14 protein-coding genes are annotated in these 18,392 nt (G+C 72.7%); 10 read left to right on the plus strand and 4 right to left on the minus strand.

The annotated features are described in order from the left end of the window. Positions 1-87 precede the first annotated feature (87 nt). Entirely contained in the window at positions 88-1,152 is a 1,065-nt protein-coding gene (locus tag V6U82_RS31045) for a pyrimidine reductase family protein (RefSeq protein WP_334467533.1), read from the minus strand. 150 nt (positions 1,153-1,302) lie between these two features. On the opposite strand from V6U82_RS31045, the gene V6U82_RS31050 reads away from it, so the two are divergent. From V6U82_RS31050 to V6U82_RS31075, 6 genes are all read left to right on the plus strand, one after another. Beyond that, positions 1,303-1,848 carry a plasmid pRiA4b ORF-3 family protein gene (locus V6U82_RS31050; protein ID WP_181726610.1) on the plus strand — a complete coding sequence of 182 codons (546 nt, stop codon included), beginning with the start codon at positions 1,303-1,305 and terminating at the stop codon, positions 1,846-1,848. 643 nt (positions 1,849-2,491) lie between these two features. After that, positions 2,492-3,811 (plus strand): ABC transporter substrate-binding protein, encoded by a 1,320-nt coding sequence (locus tag V6U82_RS31055; protein ID WP_334467534.1) that lies wholly within the window; start codon positions 2,492-2,494, stop codon positions 3,809-3,811. Positions 3,812-3,929: 118 nt separating this feature from the next. After that, on the plus strand, positions 3,930-4,910 hold the full coding sequence (locus V6U82_RS31060) for a carbohydrate ABC transporter permease (protein WP_334467536.1): 981 nt from the start codon (positions 3,930-3,932) through the stop codon (positions 4,908-4,910). Positions 4,911-5,015: 105 nt separating this feature from the next. Next, positions 5,016-5,816, plus strand: coding sequence for a carbohydrate ABC transporter permease (locus tag V6U82_RS31065; protein ID WP_030274682.1), 801 nt, complete (start codon positions 5,016-5,018; stop codon positions 5,814-5,816). After that, entirely contained in the window at positions 5,813-7,246 is a 1,434-nt protein-coding gene (locus V6U82_RS31070) for a GH1 family beta-glucosidase (RefSeq protein ID WP_128137543.1), read from the plus strand. Before V6U82_RS31065 ends, V6U82_RS31070 begins: the two co-directional genes overlap by 4 nt. An 84-nt stretch (positions 7,247-7,330) precedes the next feature. After that, complete coding sequence (locus V6U82_RS31075; RefSeq protein ID WP_128137542.1) at positions 7,331-8,377, plus strand: LacI family DNA-binding transcriptional regulator; 1,047 nt, start codon at positions 7,331-7,333, stop codon at positions 8,375-8,377. Positions 8,378-8,399: 22 nt separating this feature from the next. Here the strand turns inward: V6U82_RS31075 and V6U82_RS31080 are convergent, their stop codons facing one another. Both V6U82_RS31080 and V6U82_RS31085 read right to left on the minus strand, forming a co-directional pair. Continuing rightward, positions 8,400-9,611 (minus strand): acyl-CoA dehydrogenase family protein, encoded by a 1,212-nt coding sequence (locus tag V6U82_RS31080; protein ID WP_334467539.1) that lies wholly within the window; start codon positions 9,609-9,611, stop codon positions 8,400-8,402. Beyond that, positions 9,612-10,685 (minus strand): phosphotransferase family protein, encoded by a 1,074-nt coding sequence (locus V6U82_RS31085; protein WP_334467541.1) that lies wholly within the window; start codon positions 10,683-10,685, stop codon positions 9,612-9,614. Between the two features lie 150 nt (positions 10,686-10,835). Here V6U82_RS31085 and V6U82_RS31090 point away from each other — a divergent pair, with 150 nt between their 5' ends. Continuing rightward, positions 10,836-11,540, plus strand: coding sequence for an amino acid-binding protein (locus V6U82_RS31090; protein ID WP_120570959.1), 705 nt, complete (start codon positions 10,836-10,838; stop codon positions 11,538-11,540). A gap of 80 nt (positions 11,541-11,620) precedes the next feature. Next, positions 11,621-12,709 carry a GNAT family N-acetyltransferase gene (locus V6U82_RS31095; protein ID WP_334467543.1) on the plus strand — a complete coding sequence of 363 codons (1,089 nt, stop codon included), beginning with the start codon at positions 11,621-11,623 and terminating at the stop codon, positions 12,707-12,709. A 175-nt stretch (positions 12,710-12,884) separates the two neighbouring features. On the opposite strand, the gene V6U82_RS31100 is transcribed toward V6U82_RS31095, so the two are convergent. Beyond that, positions 12,885-14,450 carry an aldehyde dehydrogenase family protein gene (locus tag V6U82_RS31100; RefSeq protein WP_334467545.1) on the minus strand — a complete coding sequence of 522 codons (1,566 nt, stop codon included), beginning with the start codon at positions 14,448-14,450 and terminating at the stop codon, positions 12,885-12,887. A gap of 429 nt (positions 14,451-14,879) precedes the next feature. Here V6U82_RS31100 and V6U82_RS31105 point away from each other — a divergent pair, with 429 nt between their 5' ends. Together V6U82_RS31105 and V6U82_RS31110 are read left to right on the plus strand one after the other, a co-directional pair. After that, positions 14,880-17,753, plus strand: coding sequence for a glycoside hydrolase family 9 protein (locus tag V6U82_RS31105; RefSeq protein WP_334467547.1), 2,874 nt, complete (start codon positions 14,880-14,882; stop codon positions 17,751-17,753). 201 nt (positions 17,754-17,954) lie between these two features. After that, positions 17,955-18,392, plus strand: a 438-nt coding sequence (locus tag V6U82_RS31110; RefSeq protein WP_334467549.1) for an endo-1,4-beta-xylanase, incomplete at its 3' end; no start/stop codon positions are given.

The following is an 18,392-nucleotide window of genomic DNA, read 5'->3' on the forward strand; positions in this document are numbered from 1 at the left end:
TACGATCCGACTTCCGCGAGCCGCGAGCCGTGGGCCGCGAGCCGCGAGCCGCGGGCCGTGAGCCGCGAGCCGTGGGCCGCGAGCGGGTCAGGCGGCGGGGGCGGCGCCGGCGGGCGGTGCCTCGGCGGCGGCGCGGGCGTAGCGCAGCATCAGCACCCCGTCGGCGGCGGCCAGCACGTGACGCAGCGGCAGGTGGCGCGGGGCGCTGGTGTCCCCGGCGGTGATCCGGCCGGGACCGGCGCCGGCGAGCAGCGGCGCCACGGTCAGGCACAGCTCGTCGACCAGGTCGGCGGCGGTGAGTGCGCCGAACAGGTGCGGGCCGCCCTCGCAGAGCAACTGGCCCAGTCCGCGCCGGCGCAGCTCGGCCAGGCCGGAGACGAGGTCGACCCGTCCGCTGCCGTCGACCCGGCCAGCCCCGTCGACCCGGCCAGCCCTGTCGACCGGCCCGGTGCCGTCGCCCGGGTCCGCACCGTCGGTGCCGTCGACCGGCCCGGTGCCGTCGGTCCGGTCGGTGCCGTCGACCCGCTGGCCGCCGTGGACCCGCTGGCCGCCGTGGACCCGCTGGCCACCGTCGACCCGCTGGCCGCCGTGGGCCCGGTCGGTGCTGTCGACCGGCCCACTGCCGTCGACCCGCCCGGTGCCGTCGACCGGCCCGCTGCCGTCGACCCGGCCGGGGCCGCAGCGGACCACGTCGGCGACGTCGGTCAGCCCGGGCGGCGGTACGGCGTCGGCGTGGGTGAGCACGATCGGCCGGACGGGGGCGTCGGCGAACGCGGCTTGCGCCGGGTCGAGGTCGAGTGAACCGGAGACGACCACCAGCGTCGGGAACTCGGCCAGCCCCTGCTCGCGGCGCCAGGCCCGGCGGTCCGGGCTCAGCCGCACCGCCCGGTAGCCCTCGTGACGCAGCGTGCCGGCGGCCACCACGAGACCGTCGCAGAGCATCCGCAGCAGCCCGAAGACCCGCTTGTCCGGCTCGCCGGACAGCCCGGCGGAGTAGCCGTCCAGGGTGACCGCGCCGTCGGCGCTGGCGACGAAGTTGACCCGCAGGTGCGGGCGGTCCGTCCGGCCGTAGAGCGCGGTGAGCTGCGCATCGGTTAGCGCGCCGGTGACGGGTGCGGGCCAGATCCGTTCGATCGGGGTTCCGACGGTCATTCGCCGGCCGGACCGGTGACCGGTGGGGTGGGTTCGGGGGTACGGTGCTGGCAGTCGCACCACTTCCGGCCAGGACAGTCGTCGTGCCGCCGTTCCCGGCAGGCTCGGCAGATCATGCAGGCAGCCTATGCCCAGGAAGGATGGGACGTCGTGTCGCGTCAGATCTTCCAGCTCATGGTGTCGCTGGCCGGCGTCCGGCCGCCGGTGTGGCGGCGCGTGCTGGTGCCCGGCGGCTACACGCTGGACCGGCTGCACCGGGTGATCCAGCACGCGATGGGCTGGCGCGACTGCCACCTGCACTCGTTCGACGTCGACGGCCGGCAGTACGGCGAGCCCGACCCGGACGGCGAGCTGGCGCTGCGCGACGAGCTGGACGTCCGGCTGGACGCGCTCGTCGGCAAGGGCGACCGGTTCCGCTACACCTACGACTTCGGCGACTGGTGGGAGCACGACCTGGTGGTGGAGGACTGCTGCGCCGCCGACCCGGACGAGCGCTACCCGCTCTGCCTGGACGGGGAACGGGCCTGTCCGCCGGAGGACGTGGGCGGTCCGGCCGGGTACGCGGTCCTGCTGGCCGCGCTCGCCGACCCCGAGCATCCGGAGCACCCGACCATGCGGGAGTGGGCCGGGCCGGCGTTCGATCCGGCCGTGTTCGACCCGGACCGCGCCACCGTCCTGCTGCGCCGCTGCTGCTGACCAACCGGCCACCGCGCCGCCGGGGGCAACCACCGCGCCGCTGACCAACCGGCCACCGCGCCGCCGGGGGCAACCACCGCGCCGCTGACCAACCGGCCACCGCGCCGCCGGGGGCAACCACCGCGCCGCTGACCAACCGGCCACCGCGCCGCCGGGGGCAACCACCGCGCCGCTGACCAACCGGCCACCGCGCCGCCGGGGGCAACCACCGCGCCGCTGACCAACCGGCCACCGCGCCGCCGGGAGCAACCACCGCGCCGCTGACCAACCGGCCGCCGCGCTGTCGAGAGCAACCACCGCGCCGCCGAAAGCGACCACCGCGCGCTGACCAACCGGCCACTGCGCCGCTGAAAGCGACCGCCGCGCACCTCGGCACCGCCGATGTGCGACGCCCTTGTGCGACGCCTTTGTGCGACGCCCGCGCCGCTGAGCCGGCGGCCCTCGAACAGGGCCCGCCCACGAGGTGCGGTAACGAAATGGGAACGCTCCCAACGGTCTATTGACACCCCTGTCACCTCCCGGCAACCTCATGGGAGCGCTCCCGAGAGTGGTGCGGATCTCCCTCCTGCCCGCTCCGGCCCGCGCGAAACGCACCCCCCACCACACAGCAGATATCGCCTCACCACCGAAAGAGGGGTCTCGGATGAGCGTCCCAATCCGTCGTCGGCGCTTCGCGGCCATCGCGCTCGCGTCCGTCGTCGTGCTCGGCACCACCGCCGCCTGCGGCGACGACTCGGACAGCGGCGACAGCGGCAGCGGCGGCGGCCCGGTCACCCTGGTCGTCGACGTCTTCGGCGACCAGGGCTTCGGCTACGAAGAGCTGTACAAGCAGTACGAAGCGGAGCACCCGAACGTCAAGATCCAGGAGCGGGGCAAGGGCCTCGGCCTCGGTGACTACAACACCCGTCTGACCCAGCAGATCACCGCGGGCTCGGGCGCCGGCGACGTGGTGGCCCTGGAAGAGGGCACGATCGTCCAGTTCTACGCCCAGGCCGACAAGTTCGTGAACCTCGCCGATCACGGCGCGAACGACCTCAAGGGCAACTTCCTGCCGTGGAAGTGGGAGCAGGGCACCACCCCCGACGGCAAGGTGCTGGGCCTCGGCACCGACGTCGGCTCGATGGCGCTGTGCTACCGCAGTGACCTGTTCAAGGCCGCCGGGCTGCCCACCGACCGCGAGCAGGTCGGCGCGCTCTGGCCGACCTGGGACGAGTTCATCGCCACCGGCCAGAAGTTCGCCGCCGCCGACAAGAAGCACAAGTTCGTCGACTCGGCGACCAACTTCTACAACGTGGTGCTGATGCAGGTCGCGGGCCAGGGCACGGGCTACACGTACTACGACAAGAGCAACAAGATGGTCATCGACCAGAACCCGGACGTGAAGACGGCGTACGACCTCACCACCAAGATGATCGCTGCCGGGCTGTCCAACAACCTCCAGTCGTTCTCCAACGAGTGGAACGCCGGCTTCAAGAACGGCACCTTCGCCACCATCGCCTGCCCTGCCTGGATGACCGGTGTCATCAAGGGCCAGGCCGGTGACGCGGCGGCCGGCAAGTGGGACATCGCCAAGGCGCCGGGCGCCGGTGGCAACTGGGGCGGCTCCTTCCTCGGCGTGCCGAAGTCGAGCAAGCACCAGAAGGAGGCCGCGGAGCTGGCCAAGTTCCTGACCAGCGCCAAGGGCCAGATCGGCGCGTACAAGGCGGTCGGCAACCTGCCCTCGAACCCGCAGGCGCTCACCGACCCGGCCGTGGCCGACTCGACCAACGACTACTTCAGCAAGGCCCCGGTCGGCAAGATCTTCGCCGCCGGCGCCACCGAGCTGAAGCCGGTCTACCTCGGCCCGAAGAACAACGCGGTCCGCACCGCGGTGGAGAACAGCCTGCGCGCCGTGGAGCAGGGCAAGTCGGCCGGCGAGCAGTGGCAGACGGCCCTCAAGAACGGTGCGGCCGCCGGTAAGTGACCGGTTGAGCCGCCCGCGGGTGGCGTCGGCAGCCCGGCTGCCGGCGCCACCCGCGGTGCCCGCAGAGTCCGGCGTCGCCCGTGTGGCGGGTGACGCCGGCTGAGGAGAAGGACTCCCCATGAGCCTCGACCTGCACGCCGCGGCGCCGCCCGATCCCGGCCCGCCGCGCGCCGCCCGTCACTCGCGCCGCCGTGCCGCCTCGCTGACGCGCCTGGACCTGAAGTACTCGCCGTACCTGTACGTCCTGCCGTTCTTCGTGATCTTCGCCGTGTTCGGCGTGTACCCGATCGCGTACACGGTCTGGATCGCGCTGACCGACCGGTCGCCGCTGAACTCGACGATCTCCTTCGTCGGGATGGACAACTTCGTCGAACTGATCACCGAGGACCCGCAGTTCTGGAACGCGGTGGTCAACACGTTCGGCATGTTCCTGCTCTCCACAGTGCCCCAGTTGCTGCTGGCGCTGATGCTCGCCAACGCGCTGAACCGGAAGCTGCGCGCGCAGACGTTCTTCCGGATGGCCATCGCGATGCCGATCATCACCTCGACCGCAGTGGTCGCGCTGATCTTCTCGATGATCTACGCCAAGGACTTCGGACTGGTCAACTGGCTGCTCGACAGCGTCGGCCTGGACCCGATCGACTGGCGGGCGAACCGCTTCGCGTCCTGGTTCGCCATCTCCACCATGGTCGACTGGCGCTGGGTCGGCTACAACGCGCTTATCTACCTGGCCGCCATGCAGTCGATCAGCAAGGACATGTACGAGGCCGCGGCGCTGGACGGCGCCTCCCGGCGGCGCCAGTTCTGGTCCATCACGGTCCCGCAGCTGCGCCCCACGATCATCTTCACGCTGATCATCTCCACCATCGGCGGCCTCCAGCTGTTCACCGAGCCCCTGCTGTTCACCAGCGGCTCGGGCGGCCTCTCCGGTGGTTCGGAGGGTCAGTTCCAGACCATCACGATGTACCTGCTCGACGTGATGAACCAGCGCTTCCGGTGGGGCTACGCCGGAGCGGTCGCGCTCGTGCTCTTCGTGCTCATCGCGTTGATGTCGGCGATCAACTACCTGCTCGCCCGCCGCATCAGCTCCGACAAGTGAGGTGACGAGATGACGACCACCGCCGTCCGCCCGCCCACCCGGCAGAGCCCGCCGGTGAAGACCGCCCACCGGGCCGAGCGGCTCTGGAAGGCCAGCCCGCTCACCATGATCGGTCTGATCTTCGGCGTGCTGCTGTCCCTGTTCCCGTTCTACTGGATGATCGTGATCGCCAGCCGGACGAACGACGCGGCCAACTCCTGGCCGCCGCCGTTCCTGCCCGGCGGCAAGCTCGGCGAGAACATCGAGCGGGTGCTCGCCAACAGCGACGCCAACATCGTCAAGGGCCTGATGAACTCGTTCCTGGTCTCCGGGACGATCACCGTCGCGACGGTGTTCTTCGGCTCGCTGGCCGGCTTCGCGTTCGCCAAGCTCCGCTTCCGGGGCAAGAACGCGCTGCTGCTGATCATCCTCACCTCGATGATGGTGCCGATCCAGCTCGGCGTGCTGCCGCTGTACATCCTGATGGCCAAGCTCGACTGGCTGAACACCATGCCGTCGGTGACCGTTCCGTTCCTGATCGGCGGCTTCGGCATCTTCATGATGCGCCAGTACGCCGAGCAGGCGGTACCGAACGAGTTGATCGAGGCCGCCCGGGTGGACGGCTGCTCCACCTGGCGGGTGTACTGGCACGTGGTGGCGCCCGCGCTGCGTCCGGCCGCCGCGGTGCTGGGCCTGCTGACCTTCATGGAGCAGTGGAACCAGTTCTTCTGGCCGTTCGTGGTGCTGGCGGACCCGTCCAACCCGACCGTCCAGATCTCGCTGCGCAGCCTCAACACCGCCTACTTCGCCGACAACTCGCAGATCTTCGCCGGTACGTTGATCGCGACCCTGCCCCTGTTCGTCGTGTTCGTTCTGTTCGGCCGCCAGATCATCGGCGGCATCATGGAAGGCGCCGTCAAGTCGTGAGCAACCCAGCAAGCCCGCCCGCCGTCGGCGTCCTCGACGCCGGTCCGGCCCTCACCTTCCCGCCCGACTTCCTCTGGGGCGCGGCCACCGCCGCGTACCAGATCGAGGGCGCGGCGACGGAGGGCGGCCGTGCCCCGTCGATCTGGGACACCTTCAGCCACACCGAGGGCCGGACGGTGGCCGGGCACACCGGCGACGTGGCGTGCGACCACTACCACCGGATGCCGGACGACGTGCGGCTGATGGCCGACCTGGGCCTGCGGTCGTACCGCTTCTCGGTGAGCTGGCCGCGGGTGCAGCCGGGCGGCAGCGGCGGGATCAACCAGGAGGGCATGGACTTCTACCGCCGGCTGATCGACGAGCTGCTCGGCCACGGCATCGAGCCCTGGCTGACGCTCTACCACTGGGACCTGCCGCAGCCGCTGGAGGACGCGGGCGGCTGGCCTGCCCGCGACACCGCCGGCCGCTTCGCCGAGTACGCCCACCTGGTCGCCGAGGCGCTCGGTGACCGGGTGAAGTACTTCACCACGCTGAACGAGCCGTGGTGCTCGGCGTTCCTCGGCTACGGCTCCGGCGTGCACGCGCCGGGCCGCTCCGACGGCGCGGACGCGGTCCGGGCCGGGCACCACCTGATGCTCGGTCACGGCCTGGCCGTGCAGGCGGTCCGGGCGGCCCGCCCGGAGGCGCAGCTCGGCATCACCGTCAACCTGTACCCGGTGACCCCGGCCACCGGGTCGGCGGCGGACGCCGACGCGGCCCGCCGGATCGACGCGCTGGCGAACCGGTTCTTCCTCGACCCGGTGCTGCGCGGCGCATACCCGGCGGATCTCGTCGCGGACCTGCGTCAGGTCACCGACATGGGGCACGTGCGCGACGGTGACCTGGCGACCATCTCCACGCCGCTGGACATGGTCGGGGTCAACTACTACAGCCGGCACGTGGTGGCCGCGCCGGTCGAGGGCGCGGAGCCGGAGCCCTACTGGCGGGCGCCGTCCTGCTGGCCGGGCAGCGAGGACGTCCGGTTCGTCACCCGGGGTGTCCCGGTGACGGACATGGACTGGGAGATCGACGCCCCGGGCCTGGTGGAGACGCTGGAGCGGGTCCACCGGGAGTACACCGACCTGCCGCTCTACGTCACCGAGAACGGCTCGGCGTTCGTCGACGAACTCGTCGACGGCCGGGTGGACGACCCGGACCGGCTGGCCTACTTCGCCGCGCACCTGCGCGCGGCGCACGCGGCGATCGAGGCCGGTGTGCCGCTGAAGGGCTACTTCGCCTGGTCGCTGATGGACAACTTCGAGTGGGCCTGGGGCTACACGAAGCGGTTCGGCATGGTCTATGTCGACTACGACAGCCAGGCCCGGATCGCGAAGTCCAGCGCCAGGTGGTACGCCGACGTGATCCGACGCAACGGACTGCCCGCACAATAAGCTGGGCCAGCCAGTAACGGGCGGCCCGGCGCCGACGCCTCAATCGGTGCCGGGTCCGCCCGACCGTCGGAGGAGCAACAGACGATGACAACCCAGCGCACCCGCTCGCTCGGGCGTCCGACCCTCGACGCGGTCGCGGCCCGCGCCGGCGTCGGGCGCGGCACGGTCTCCCGCGTGGTCAACGGCTCGCCGCAGGTCAGCCCGGAGGCCCGGGCCGCCGTCCAGCAGGCCATCGCCGAACTGGGGTACGTGCCGAACCGCGCCGCCCGTGCGCTGGTCACCCAGCGGACCGACTCGGTGGCACTGGTCGTCTCCGAGTCGGGGGAGCGGGTCTTCACCGAGCCGTTCTTCGCGGCCATCGTCCGGGGCGTCAGCTCCGGGCTGGTGGAGACGCCCATGCAGCTCTGGCTGGCCATGGTGCAGTCGCCGATCGAGCGGGAACGGGTCGAGCACCACCTCACCAACCAGCACGTGGACGGCGTACTCCTGCTGTCGCTGCACGACGCCGACCCGTTGCCCACGCTGCTGGAGGAGCGCGGCCTGCCGACCGTGCTCGGCGGCCGTCCGGCGCGGATGCTGCACCCGAACGCGCAGCCGGCGTGGTTCGTCGACATGGACAACGTCGGCGGCGCGCGGCAGGCGGTGGAGCACCTGTTCCGCCAGGGCCGACGGCGGGTAGCGACCATCGCCGGCCCGCAGGACATGGGTGCCGGCCTGGCCCGGCTCTCCGGCTACCAGGAGGCCGTGCGCGCGTCCGGCGGCCGGGTCGATCCGGGCCTGATCGCGTACGGGGACTTCAGCGAGGGCAGCGGCACCGCCGCCATGCGCCGGCTGCTCGACGTGTGCCCGGAACTGGACGCCGTGTTCGTGGCCTCCGACCTGATGGCCTTCGGCGCGCTGCGCGCGTTGCGCGAGGCCGGCCGCCGGGTGCCCGAGGACGTGGCGGTGATCGGCTTCGACGACGCCCCGATCGCGCGTCAGGCCGAGCCGCCGCTGACCACGGTGTTCCAGCCGGTGGAGGAGATGGGCCGGCAGATGGCCCGGCTGCTGGTGTCCCGCATCCGGGGCGAGGAGGTCCCCTCCCCGCACGTGCTGCTGGACACCGAGCTGATCCACCGGGCTTCCGCCTGACCAACCCCCGGCGGGGAGCCGGTCAGGAGTGGCGGCGCAGCTCCCGGCGGGCCAGCGAGGCGCGGTGGACCTCGTCCGGGCCGTCGGCCAGGCGCAGCGTGCGGGCCGCCGCCCACAGCTCGGCCAGCGGGGTGTCCTGGCTGACCCCGGCCCCGCCGTACGCCTGGATGGCCTTGTCGATCACCCACTCGGCCATCAGCGGCGTTGCGATCTTGATGGCCTGGATCTCGGTGTGCGCGCCCTTGTTGCCGACGGTGTCCATCAGCCACGCGGTCTTGAGCACGAGCAGGCGGGCCTGCTCGATCCGGACCCGCGACTCGGCGATCCACTCGCGTACCACGCCCTGCTCGGCGAGCGGGCGGCCGAACGCGACCCGGTCGAGCACGCGCCGGCAGAGCAGCTCCAGGGCCCGCTCGGCCATGCCGACCAGGCGCATGCAGTGGTGGATCCGGCCGGGGCCGAGCCGGGCCTGGGCGATGGCGAACCCGCTGCCCTCCTCGCCGACGAGGTTGTCCACCGGCACCCGGACGTCGGTGAAGTCGATCTCGGCGTGCCCGCCGTGCGGGGCGTCGCTGTAGCCGAAGACCCGCATCCCGCGGCGTACCGTCACGCCGGGGGTGTCCCGCGGGACCAGGATCATGCTCTGCTGGCGGTGCCGGTCGGCGTCCGGGTCGGTCTTGCCCATCATGATGAAGATCTCGCAGCGCGGGTCCATCGCCCCGGACGACCACCACTTGCGGCCGTTGATCACGTAGTGGTCGCCGTCGCGGACGATCCGGGTGGCGATGTTCGTCGCGTCGGAGGACGCCACCTCCGGCTCGGTCATGCAGAACGCGGAGCGGATCTCACCGGCGAGCAGCGGCATGAGCCACTGCTTCCGCTGCTCCTCCGAGCCGAACTCGGCCAGCAGCTCCATGTTGCCGGTGTCCGGCGCGGCGCAGTTGAGCGCCTCCGGCGCCAGGTGCGGGCTGCGGCCGGTCAGCTCGGCCAGCGGCGCGTACTGGAGGTTGGTCAGCCCGGCGCCGTAGCGGTCGTCGGGCAGGAACAGGTTCCACAGCCCGCGCTCCCGCGCCTGCGCCTTCAGCTCCTCCATCACCGGCGGGCGGGCCCACGGGTCGCCCGCGGCGAGCACCTGCTCGTGGTGCACCGGCTCGGCCGGGTACACGCACTCGGTGAGGAACGCCTCCAGCCGCTGCCGCAGCTCGACCGTCCGGTCGTCGTACGCGAACTCCATCTAGCTCTCCCTCACCGCGCGCAGCCCGTGTGCCACGAGCGGCGCCACCATGTCGCCGATCCGGTCGAAACCCTCGCCCAGCGTCTGCCCGAGCGTGTGCCGGTAGTGGATGCCCTCGCAGATCACCGCGAGCTTGAAACAGCCGAGCGCCACGTGCCAGTGCAGCGGGCCGACGTCGACGTCGCTGCGCCCGGCGTACCGCTCGATCAGCTCGGCGCCGGCGGGGAAACCGGCGCGCGGGCCGATGCCGTCGGCCACCGGGTTGCCCTCGCCGTGGTCGCTGCCACCGAGCACGTCCCAGTACGTCAGCAGCAGCCCGAGGTCGGCCAGCGGGTCACCGAGCGTGGCCATCTCCCAGTCGAGCACGGCCCGCACCGCCACCGGGTCGACGGTGGCGAGCAGGTTGTCCAGCCGGTAGTCGCCGTGCACGATCCGGCCCGCGTTCGCACCCTCGGGCACGCTGGCGGCCAGCGCGTCGCGCAGCTCGTCGATGCCGGGCAGCGGACGGCTGCGGGACCGGTCGAGCTGGCCGCCCCAGCGGCGTACCTGCCGGGCCAGGTAGCCCTCCGGGCGGCCGAAGTCGGCCAGCCCCACCTCGGCCGGCTCGACCCGGTGCAGCGTGGCGAGCGTGTCCATCATCGCCATGGCGAGGTCGCGCCGTTGCGTGGCGGTGAGCACGTCGGTCTGCTCACGCCGCCGGTAGACCTCGCCGTCGACCTTCGCCATCAGGTAGAACGGCGCGCCGATGACGCTCTCGTCGGCGCAGAGCAGCAGCGCCTCCGGCACCGGTACGCCGGTCGGCGCGAGCGCCGAGATCACCCGGTGCTCGCGGGCCATGTCGTGCGCGGTGGCCAGCACGTGCCCGAGCGGTGGCCGGCGCAGCACCACCTCGCGGTCACCGGCGCGCAGCAGGTAGGTGAGGTTGGACTTGCCGCCGGCGATCAGCCGCGCCGACAGCGGCCCGCTCAGGTCCGGCCGGTGGACGGCCAGGTGGGCGGCGAGCCGGTCGAGGTCGAGCCCGCGCGGGGCCGGACCGGTCGAGGGCGCGGCGACATCGGCGGCCGGATCGGTCATCCGATTAGTTGATGGCAGCTCAGCTTTGTTGTCAAGGTCGGGTTTTCCCGGCGGGACATGCCCTTGCAACAGGGGCGAAATGGTCAACCGGCAGGCTGGGCCCCAGCCTGCCGGCCGCTCGGCCGGCCCGCCGAGCGGAGGGGATCAGACATGCTGCTGAGAGTTCGGGTGACCCTGCCGGACCGTCCGGGCACGCTCGGCCAGGTGGCCCGGACACTCGGCGTCTCCGGCGCGGACATCGTGCAGGTGGTGGTGCTGGAACGGCTCGGCGGCCGGGCGGTGGACGACTTCACCGTGGTCTGGCCGGGTGCGGCGCGGGTGGAGCGGATGCTCGCCGGTCTCGCCGCGATCCCCGGCGTCCGGGTGGACGGCGTGTGGCGGGCGATCGGCGCGCCCACCACCACCGGCCAGGACGCCGAACTGCTCGCCCAGGTGGCGGCGAACCCGGTCGACGGGGTGGCCACGCTCGTCGACGCGGTGCCCGGGCTGCTCGCCGCGGACTGGGCGGTGGCCGCCGTCGTACCGCTGGACTGGGCCTCGCGCAGCGGCGAGGCGGGTGTCGCCGCGATCGGGCACGCGAGCTGGCGGGCGCCGTCGCCGCCGCGCCTGCCGGAGGTCACCCCGCTGCGGGCGCGCTCGATGACCAGCCCGGACGGGCACCACTACGCGGTGGCGCCGTTCGGCCGGGCCGGGCTGGTGCTCGTGGTCGCCCGCGACCACAGCGAGCCGCTCGCCGCCGCCGGATTCCACTCCACCGAGGTGGACCGGCTCGCCCAGCTCGTCCGCGCCAGCGCGGTGATCCTCGGCGACCGGCTGGACCTGGTCGGAGCGCCGTCAGTGACCACCGTCACCTGACCGGACGGCCCGCGTCACCCCGGGGCAACGGGCCCGCAACAGGCGGACGGCATGGTCGGTGCCGAGGAAGGGAGACAACCATGGCGCTGTGGCGGATCCGAGCCACCGTGGACGACCGGCCGGGCTACCTGTCGGTGCTCACGGCGAGCCTCGCGTTGCGCGGGGTCAACATCCTCAGCGTGCAGGTGCACACCACCGAGGCCGGCGCGGTCGACGACTTCCTGGTCGACGCGCCGGAGCAGGTGACCGAGGCGGAGCTGCGGGCCGCCGTGGAGCGGGGCCGGGGCCGGGACTGCTGGGTCGCGCGCAGCGGGGCTCGTGGGCTGGCCGACGAGCCGACCCGGCTGCTCGGGCTCGCCGGGCGGCTGGTCCGCGACCCGGAGGCGACCGGCGAGGTGCTGCGTACGCTGCTCGGCGCCGACACGGTGACCTGGCGTCCGACGTCCGCCACCGCGCCGGGCGGGGTGGGCGGCACCACGATGGTGCTCGCCGATCCGGCCGGCGGCGCGCACGAACTGCGCCGCCGGGAGCCGAGTTTCACCCCGGCCGAGTACGCCCGCGCGCAGGCGCTGGTCGAGCTGGCCGCGACGCTGGCCCGGCGGGACGCCGACCGGATCACGCTGGTGCTGCCGGACGGCGGTGAGGTGTCGGTGCGGGCCGCGACCGCCGAGGACGTCCCCGGCGTACGCGACCTGCACGCCGCCTGCTCGGCGCGCAGCCGGCAGCGGCGCTACCTGAGCGGGGCGGCGGACCCGTCGCCGGCCCGGCTGCGCCGGCTGCTGGAGCCGGCGCGGGGCGTGACACTGCTCGCCACGGCGGGCTCCGGCGGGGCGGCGGAGCCGGTCGTGGCGATGGCGAACCTGCTCGGCGAGGGCGACGAGGCCGAGGCGGCGCTGCTGGTCCGCGACGACTGGCAGCGGCGCGGCCTCGGTTCGGCGCTGCTGCGCCGCCTGGTCGGGCACGCCGACCGGGCCGGGTACGCCGCCGTGCTGCTGCACGTGCAGTCCGAGAACACGCCGATGCTGCGCACGCTGCGCCGGCTGGACCGGCCGGTGGCGATGGAGCGCGACGGCGGCGTGCTGACCGCGACGCTGCCGCTGGCCCCACGGCCGGTGGTCGAGCCGGCCGCGCGGGCCGGGGTGACGGTGCCCGCGCAGCGGTCGAGTTGAGCTGACGGCCGACCGGCCGGACCCCGGAGGTGCGCCGCAACGGCGCGGCACACCCGAGGGGTACGGCCCGGCGGCCGGAACCGGCGCGGTCACGCGCCACAGGGGCCGACCTCCGATACGGAGGACGGTGACACGGCGGGGCTCCCGATGCGGGGGCCCCGCCGGTCTGTGCGGATCAGGTGGCGGGGTAGCTGCTGTAGTCGGGGAAGTTGCCGTAGAGCCGGCCGTCGCCGCCCACGGTGACCGCCTGGACGAGCAGGTCGCCGCCGACGAACGCGCCCTTCCAGGACGCGCCCCGGCCGCCGAACGGCTCGTCCCGGTCGCCCCGGGACCGCGGCTTGTTGATGCCCACCTTGAACGCCTGGAGGTCCACCGCCAGCTTGCCGGCCAGCTCCTCGTCGTCGCAGGCGAGCGACGCGACGAGCGCGCCGTTGGAGGCGTTCATCTGGGCCAGCAGCTCGTCGGTGGTGTCCACCACGACGATCGTGTCCACCGGGCCGAACGGCTCGGCGTGCATGAGGCGGGACCGGCCGGGCGGGGCCAGCAGCACGGCCGGGGCGACGTACGCGGACGTGTCCTGCCCGTCCAGGAACGGCGCGCCGTCCAGCTTGCCGCGGTGCAGGGGGACGGCGCCGCCGCGTACCGCCTCGTCGACTTTGCGCCGCAGCTCGTCGGCCTTGGCGGCGCTGATCAGCGGCCCGAAGTCCAGCTCCGGCAGCGGGTCACCGGCCGACCAGTCGTCACCGACGGCGAGCGGGTGGCCGAACCGGATCGAGCGGACGACCGGCAGGTACATGTCGAGGAAGTCGTCGACCAGGTCGCGCTGGACCACGAACCGGGGGTACGCGGTGCAGCGCTGCTTGCCGTACTCGAAGCCCTTGCGCAGGTGCGCGGCCAGCGAGTCCCACTGGGAGAAGTTCCAGATGCCCCAGGCGTTGAGGCCCTCCTGCTCGATGAAGTGCCGCTTGTCGCAGTCGAGCAGCGCGGCGGCGACCTTGCCGCCGTTGGAGCGCCCGCCGACGAACGCCACCGCGCCGATCTCCGGCGCGCGGACGAGCACCTCGGACAGTTCCTCGCCGCTGCCGGACAGCAGCGTGGCGGGCAGTCCGGCGCGGCGCATCAGCGCGTGCGCGACGGTGAGGCAGACCGCGCCGCCCTGCGACGGCGTCTTGGCGATGACCGCGTTTCCGGCCAGCAACTGCACCAGCTCGGCGTGCACCAGCACGCTCATCGGGTAGTTCCAGGAGGCGATGTTGCTGACCGGGCCGGGCAGCGGCTCCCGGCCGTCGGCGAGCATCCGCTCGATCTCCCGTACGTACCAGCGCACGCCGTCCAGCGCGCGGTCCACGTCGGCGCAGGCCAGCCGCCACGGCTTGCCGATCTCCCAGACCAGCAGCAGGGCGAGCAGGTCGCGGTGCGCGGTGAGCGCGTCCAGCGCGTCGGTGACCCGGGCGACGCGTTCGGCCAGCGGGGTCTGTGCCCACTCCCGGTGCGCCGTGGCGGCGTGGGCGACTGCGGCGCGGGCCGTGTCGGCGTCGAGCCGGGCCAGGTGTACGAGGACGGTGTTGTCCACCGGGGTACGCACGGCGGTGGGCGTGCCGAGCGCGCGCCAGTCGCCCTGGACGAGGTTGTGCAGGGTGGTGGTGCCGTCGGGGCCGGTGCCGAACGCCTCGGGCGTGGCGGCCACCGCCCGGGTGAGCGTGTCGGACCAGGAGGTGCCCTCGGCGAGTCGTAGAGCCATCGCGATCTCCTCAGTGTCGTCCGGGGAGCGGCGGCGTCGATGGCACCGCAGGTGAGGCGTACTGTCGCGCGGGCCGGAGCGGCCGGGCAACCGTACGTTCGTATGCCAGGACGGCCGGACCGTCGCCGGCGCCCTCGCGGGTGTCTCCACCACCGTGGCATTGCCGCTGAGCTGGGACTTAACGCGCTAAATATCGAACCGCATCGATGATGTGATCCAGCTCCCGGTGGTTACCCGTGAGTACGCCCGGGTGTCCCGGATCAGTGCGGTCTTCCCCTGTGGTGAACGGCGCATTACATTGTCGGTTGTCCATGGGAGCGCTCCCGAACCTCTCGCGGACACCCCACCACCACCGCCACGCGGCAGCCGGAGCCCCGCGAGACCGTCCCCGCTCCGGCTGCCGCCCGGCGCCAGCCACAGGAGCTCGCCATGCCCCGTCCGATTCCGCCGCCGGGAGGCCGGTCCCGGCTCCGCCGGCTGTTCGCCGCCGGCGCCGCGCTGGCCGTCGGCCTGGCCACTGCCGTCGCCGCCGCGCCACCCGCGTCGGCCTCCGCCGCGCAGGCAGCGCCCGCGTTCAACTACGCCGAGGCGTTGCAGAAGTCGCTGTTCTTCTACGAGGCGCAGCAGTCGGGCCGCAAGCCCTCCTGGAACCGGGTCTCCTGGCGCGGCGACTCGGCGCTCACCGACGGCGCCGACGTCGGCGTCGACCTCACCGGCGGCTGGTACGACGCCGGTGACCACGTGAAGTTCGGCTTCCCGATGGCGTTCAGCGCCACCATGCTGGCGTGGGGCGCGGTCGAGTACCGCGACGGGTACGCCGCCTCCGGCCAGCTCACCCACCTGCTGAACAATCTGCGCTTCGTCAACGACTACTTCGTCAAGGCGCACCCCGCCCCGAACGTCCTCTACGGACAGGTCGGCAAGGGCGACGACGACCACAAGTGGTGGGGCCCGGCCGAGGTGATGCCGATGGCGCGGCCCGCGTACAGGATCGACGCGAGCTGTGGCGGCGCGGACCTGGCGGGGGAGACGGCGGCCGCGATGGCCGCCTCGTCGATGGTCTTCCGGCCGACCGACGCGGCCTACGCGGACAAGCTGCTCGGCCACGCCAAGCAGCTCTACACGTTCGCCGACACCGTGCGGAAGAGCTACCACGAGTGCATCACCGACGCGACGAGCTTCTACAAGTCGTGGAGCGGCTACCAGGACGAACTGGTCTGGGGCGCGATCTGGCTGTACCGGGCCACCGGCGACGCCACCTACCTGGCCAAGGCCGAGAGCGAGTACGACAAGCTCGGCACCGAGCCGCAGTCCACCACCCGCTCCTACAAGTGGACCATCGCCTGGGACAACAAGCAGTTCGGCGCGTACGTGCTGCTGGCCAACCTGACCGGCAAGCAGAAGTACGTCGACGACGCCAACCGGTGGCTGGACTACTGGACGGTGGGCGTCAACGGGCAGCGGGTGCCGTACTCGCCCGGCGGGATGGCCGTGCTCGACTCGTGGGGCGCGCTGCGGTACGCCTCCAACACCGCGTTCGCCGCGCTGGTCTACAGCGACAGGACCACCGACACCACGCGCAAGGCGCGCTACCACGACTTCGCCGTCCGGCAGATCAACTACGCGCTCGGCGACAACCCGCGCAACTCCAGCTACCAGATCGGCTACGGCGCCAACTCGCCGCGCAACCCGCACCACCGCACCGCGCACGGCTCCTGGTGGGACAGCCAGACCGTGCCCACCGAGACCCGGCACGTGCTCTACGGCGCGCTGGTCGGCGGCCCGTCCTCGGCCAACGACGCGTACACCGACAGCCGGTCGGACTACGTGATGAACGAGGTGGCCACCGACTACAACGCCGGCTTCACCTCCGCGCTGGCCCGGCTGACGAACGAGTACGGCGGCAGCCCGCTCGCCGGCTTCCCGGTCGCCGAGACGCCCGACCTGGACGAGCTGACGGTGGAGACCACAGTGATGCAGGCCGAGCCGCGCGCCACCGGGCTCAAGGCCATCGTCTACAACAAGTCGGCGTTCCCGGCCCGGGCGCTGACCACCGGTAAGTTCCGGTACTTCTTCCGGCCCGACGGCACCGGCCCGGTGACAGTCACGCCCGGCTACACCCAGGGCTGCCCGTCCCCGTCGACGGCGAAGCAGTTCTCCGGCGACATCTGGTACGTCGAGGTCGACTGCACCGGCTACACCATCGCGCCCGCCGGTCAGTCGCAGCACCGGATGGAGGTCCAGTTCAAGATCGGGGTGCCGGAGGGCGGCACCTGGGATCCGACGAACGACCCGTCGTACCAGGCCACCGCCGGGCCGAACCGGAAGGTGCCGCTCTACTCCGGCGGCGTACGCGTCTGGGGCGAGGAGCCCGGCCCGGCCACCCCGGATACCACCGCGCCCACGGTGCCCGGCACGCCCGTCGCGTCCGCCGTCACGTCGAGCGGGCTCACGCTGACCTGGGCCGCGTCCACCGACACCGGCGGCAGCGGCCTGGCCGGATACGAGATCACCCAGTCGCAGACCGGCAGCGACGCGCTGGTGCTGCGGACCGCCACCACCAACACGCTCGCGGTGACCGGGCTGCTGCCGGAGCGGACTTACCAGTTCACCGTGCGGGCGCTCGACGGCGCCGGCAACCGGTCCGCGTCGTCGGCGGCCGTCAGCGTCACCACGCCGGCCGGCCCGGCGCCGGACACCACCCCGCCGACCGCACCCGGTACGCCCACCGCCTCGGCGGTCGGCCCGACCGGCCTGACGCTGACCTGGGGCCCGTCCACCGACGCGGTGGGCGTCACCGGGTATCGCGTCTACCGGGGCGGGAACGTGCTGGTCGGCACCGCCACCGGCACCACGCTGGCGGTGACCGGGCTGACCGCCTCCACCACGTACACCTTCACGGTGGTGGCGGTGGACGCGGCCGGCAACGTCTCGCCGGCCTCGCCCGGCGTCACCGTGACCACCACGGCCCCGCCCACGGGCAGCGCCTGCGCGGTGACGTGGACGGCGAACACCTGGGACACCGGGTTCACCGCGAACGTCACAGTCGCCAACACCGGCACCACGGCGATCAACGGCTGGACGCTCGCGTTCACGTTCGGCAACAGCGGGCAGAAGGCCGGGCAGGCCTGGTCGGCGAACGTGACCCAGACCGGCACCGCGGTTACCGCGTCGAACCTGTCCTACAACGGGACGCTGGCGCCGGGGGCGTCGACGAGCTTCGGCTTCAACGGCACCCATACCGGCGCCAACCCGAGGCCCGCCGCCTTCACGCTCAACGGCTCCGCCTGCACCGTCTCCTGACCGTCGGGCGGCGTGGCGTGGCCGGTGCCGAACCGGGTGACCGGCCACGCCACGCGCGGCCAGAACCGTTCCGAAACGTTTCCGAAACACCATTGTCCCCGTCGACGCGCGATGGAAGCATCGACGGAGCTAGATACCCAACCGAGACGTCCAGTCGTCTTCGCCCCGGCGGCCTGGGTGTTGGCCAGTAAGGAGGCCAAGATGGCCATGAGCCCATCCGTTCATCGCGGCGGGAGCCGGCGACGGCGATCGCCAGCCGTCCGAGCGCTGCTCGCCGGCGCGGTCAGCGCCGTGACGGTGGCCGCCGTCGCGGTGATGATGCCGTCGGCGAACGCCGCCGCGAGCACGCTGGGCGCGGCCGCCGCGCAGTCGGGCCGGTACTTCGGCACGGCGATCGCGGCGGGCCGGCTGGGCGACTCGACGTACAGCACCATCGCCGGGCGCGAGTTCAACATGATCACGGCCGAGAACGAGATGAAGCCGGACGCGACACAGCCCCAGCGGGGCCAGTTCAACTTCTCCTCCGGTGACCAGATCTACAACTGGGCGACCCAGCGTGGCTTGAAGGTCCGCGGGCACACGCTGGCGTGGCACGCGCAGCAGCCGGGCTGGATGCAGAGCCTGAGTGGCAGCAACCTG

Origin of the sequence: Micromonospora sp. CPCC 205554 (genome assembly GCF_036902745.1) — a bacterium.
GTDB classification, from domain to species: domain Bacteria; phylum Actinomycetota; class Actinomycetes; order Mycobacteriales; family Micromonosporaceae; genus Micromonospora; species Micromonospora tulbaghiae.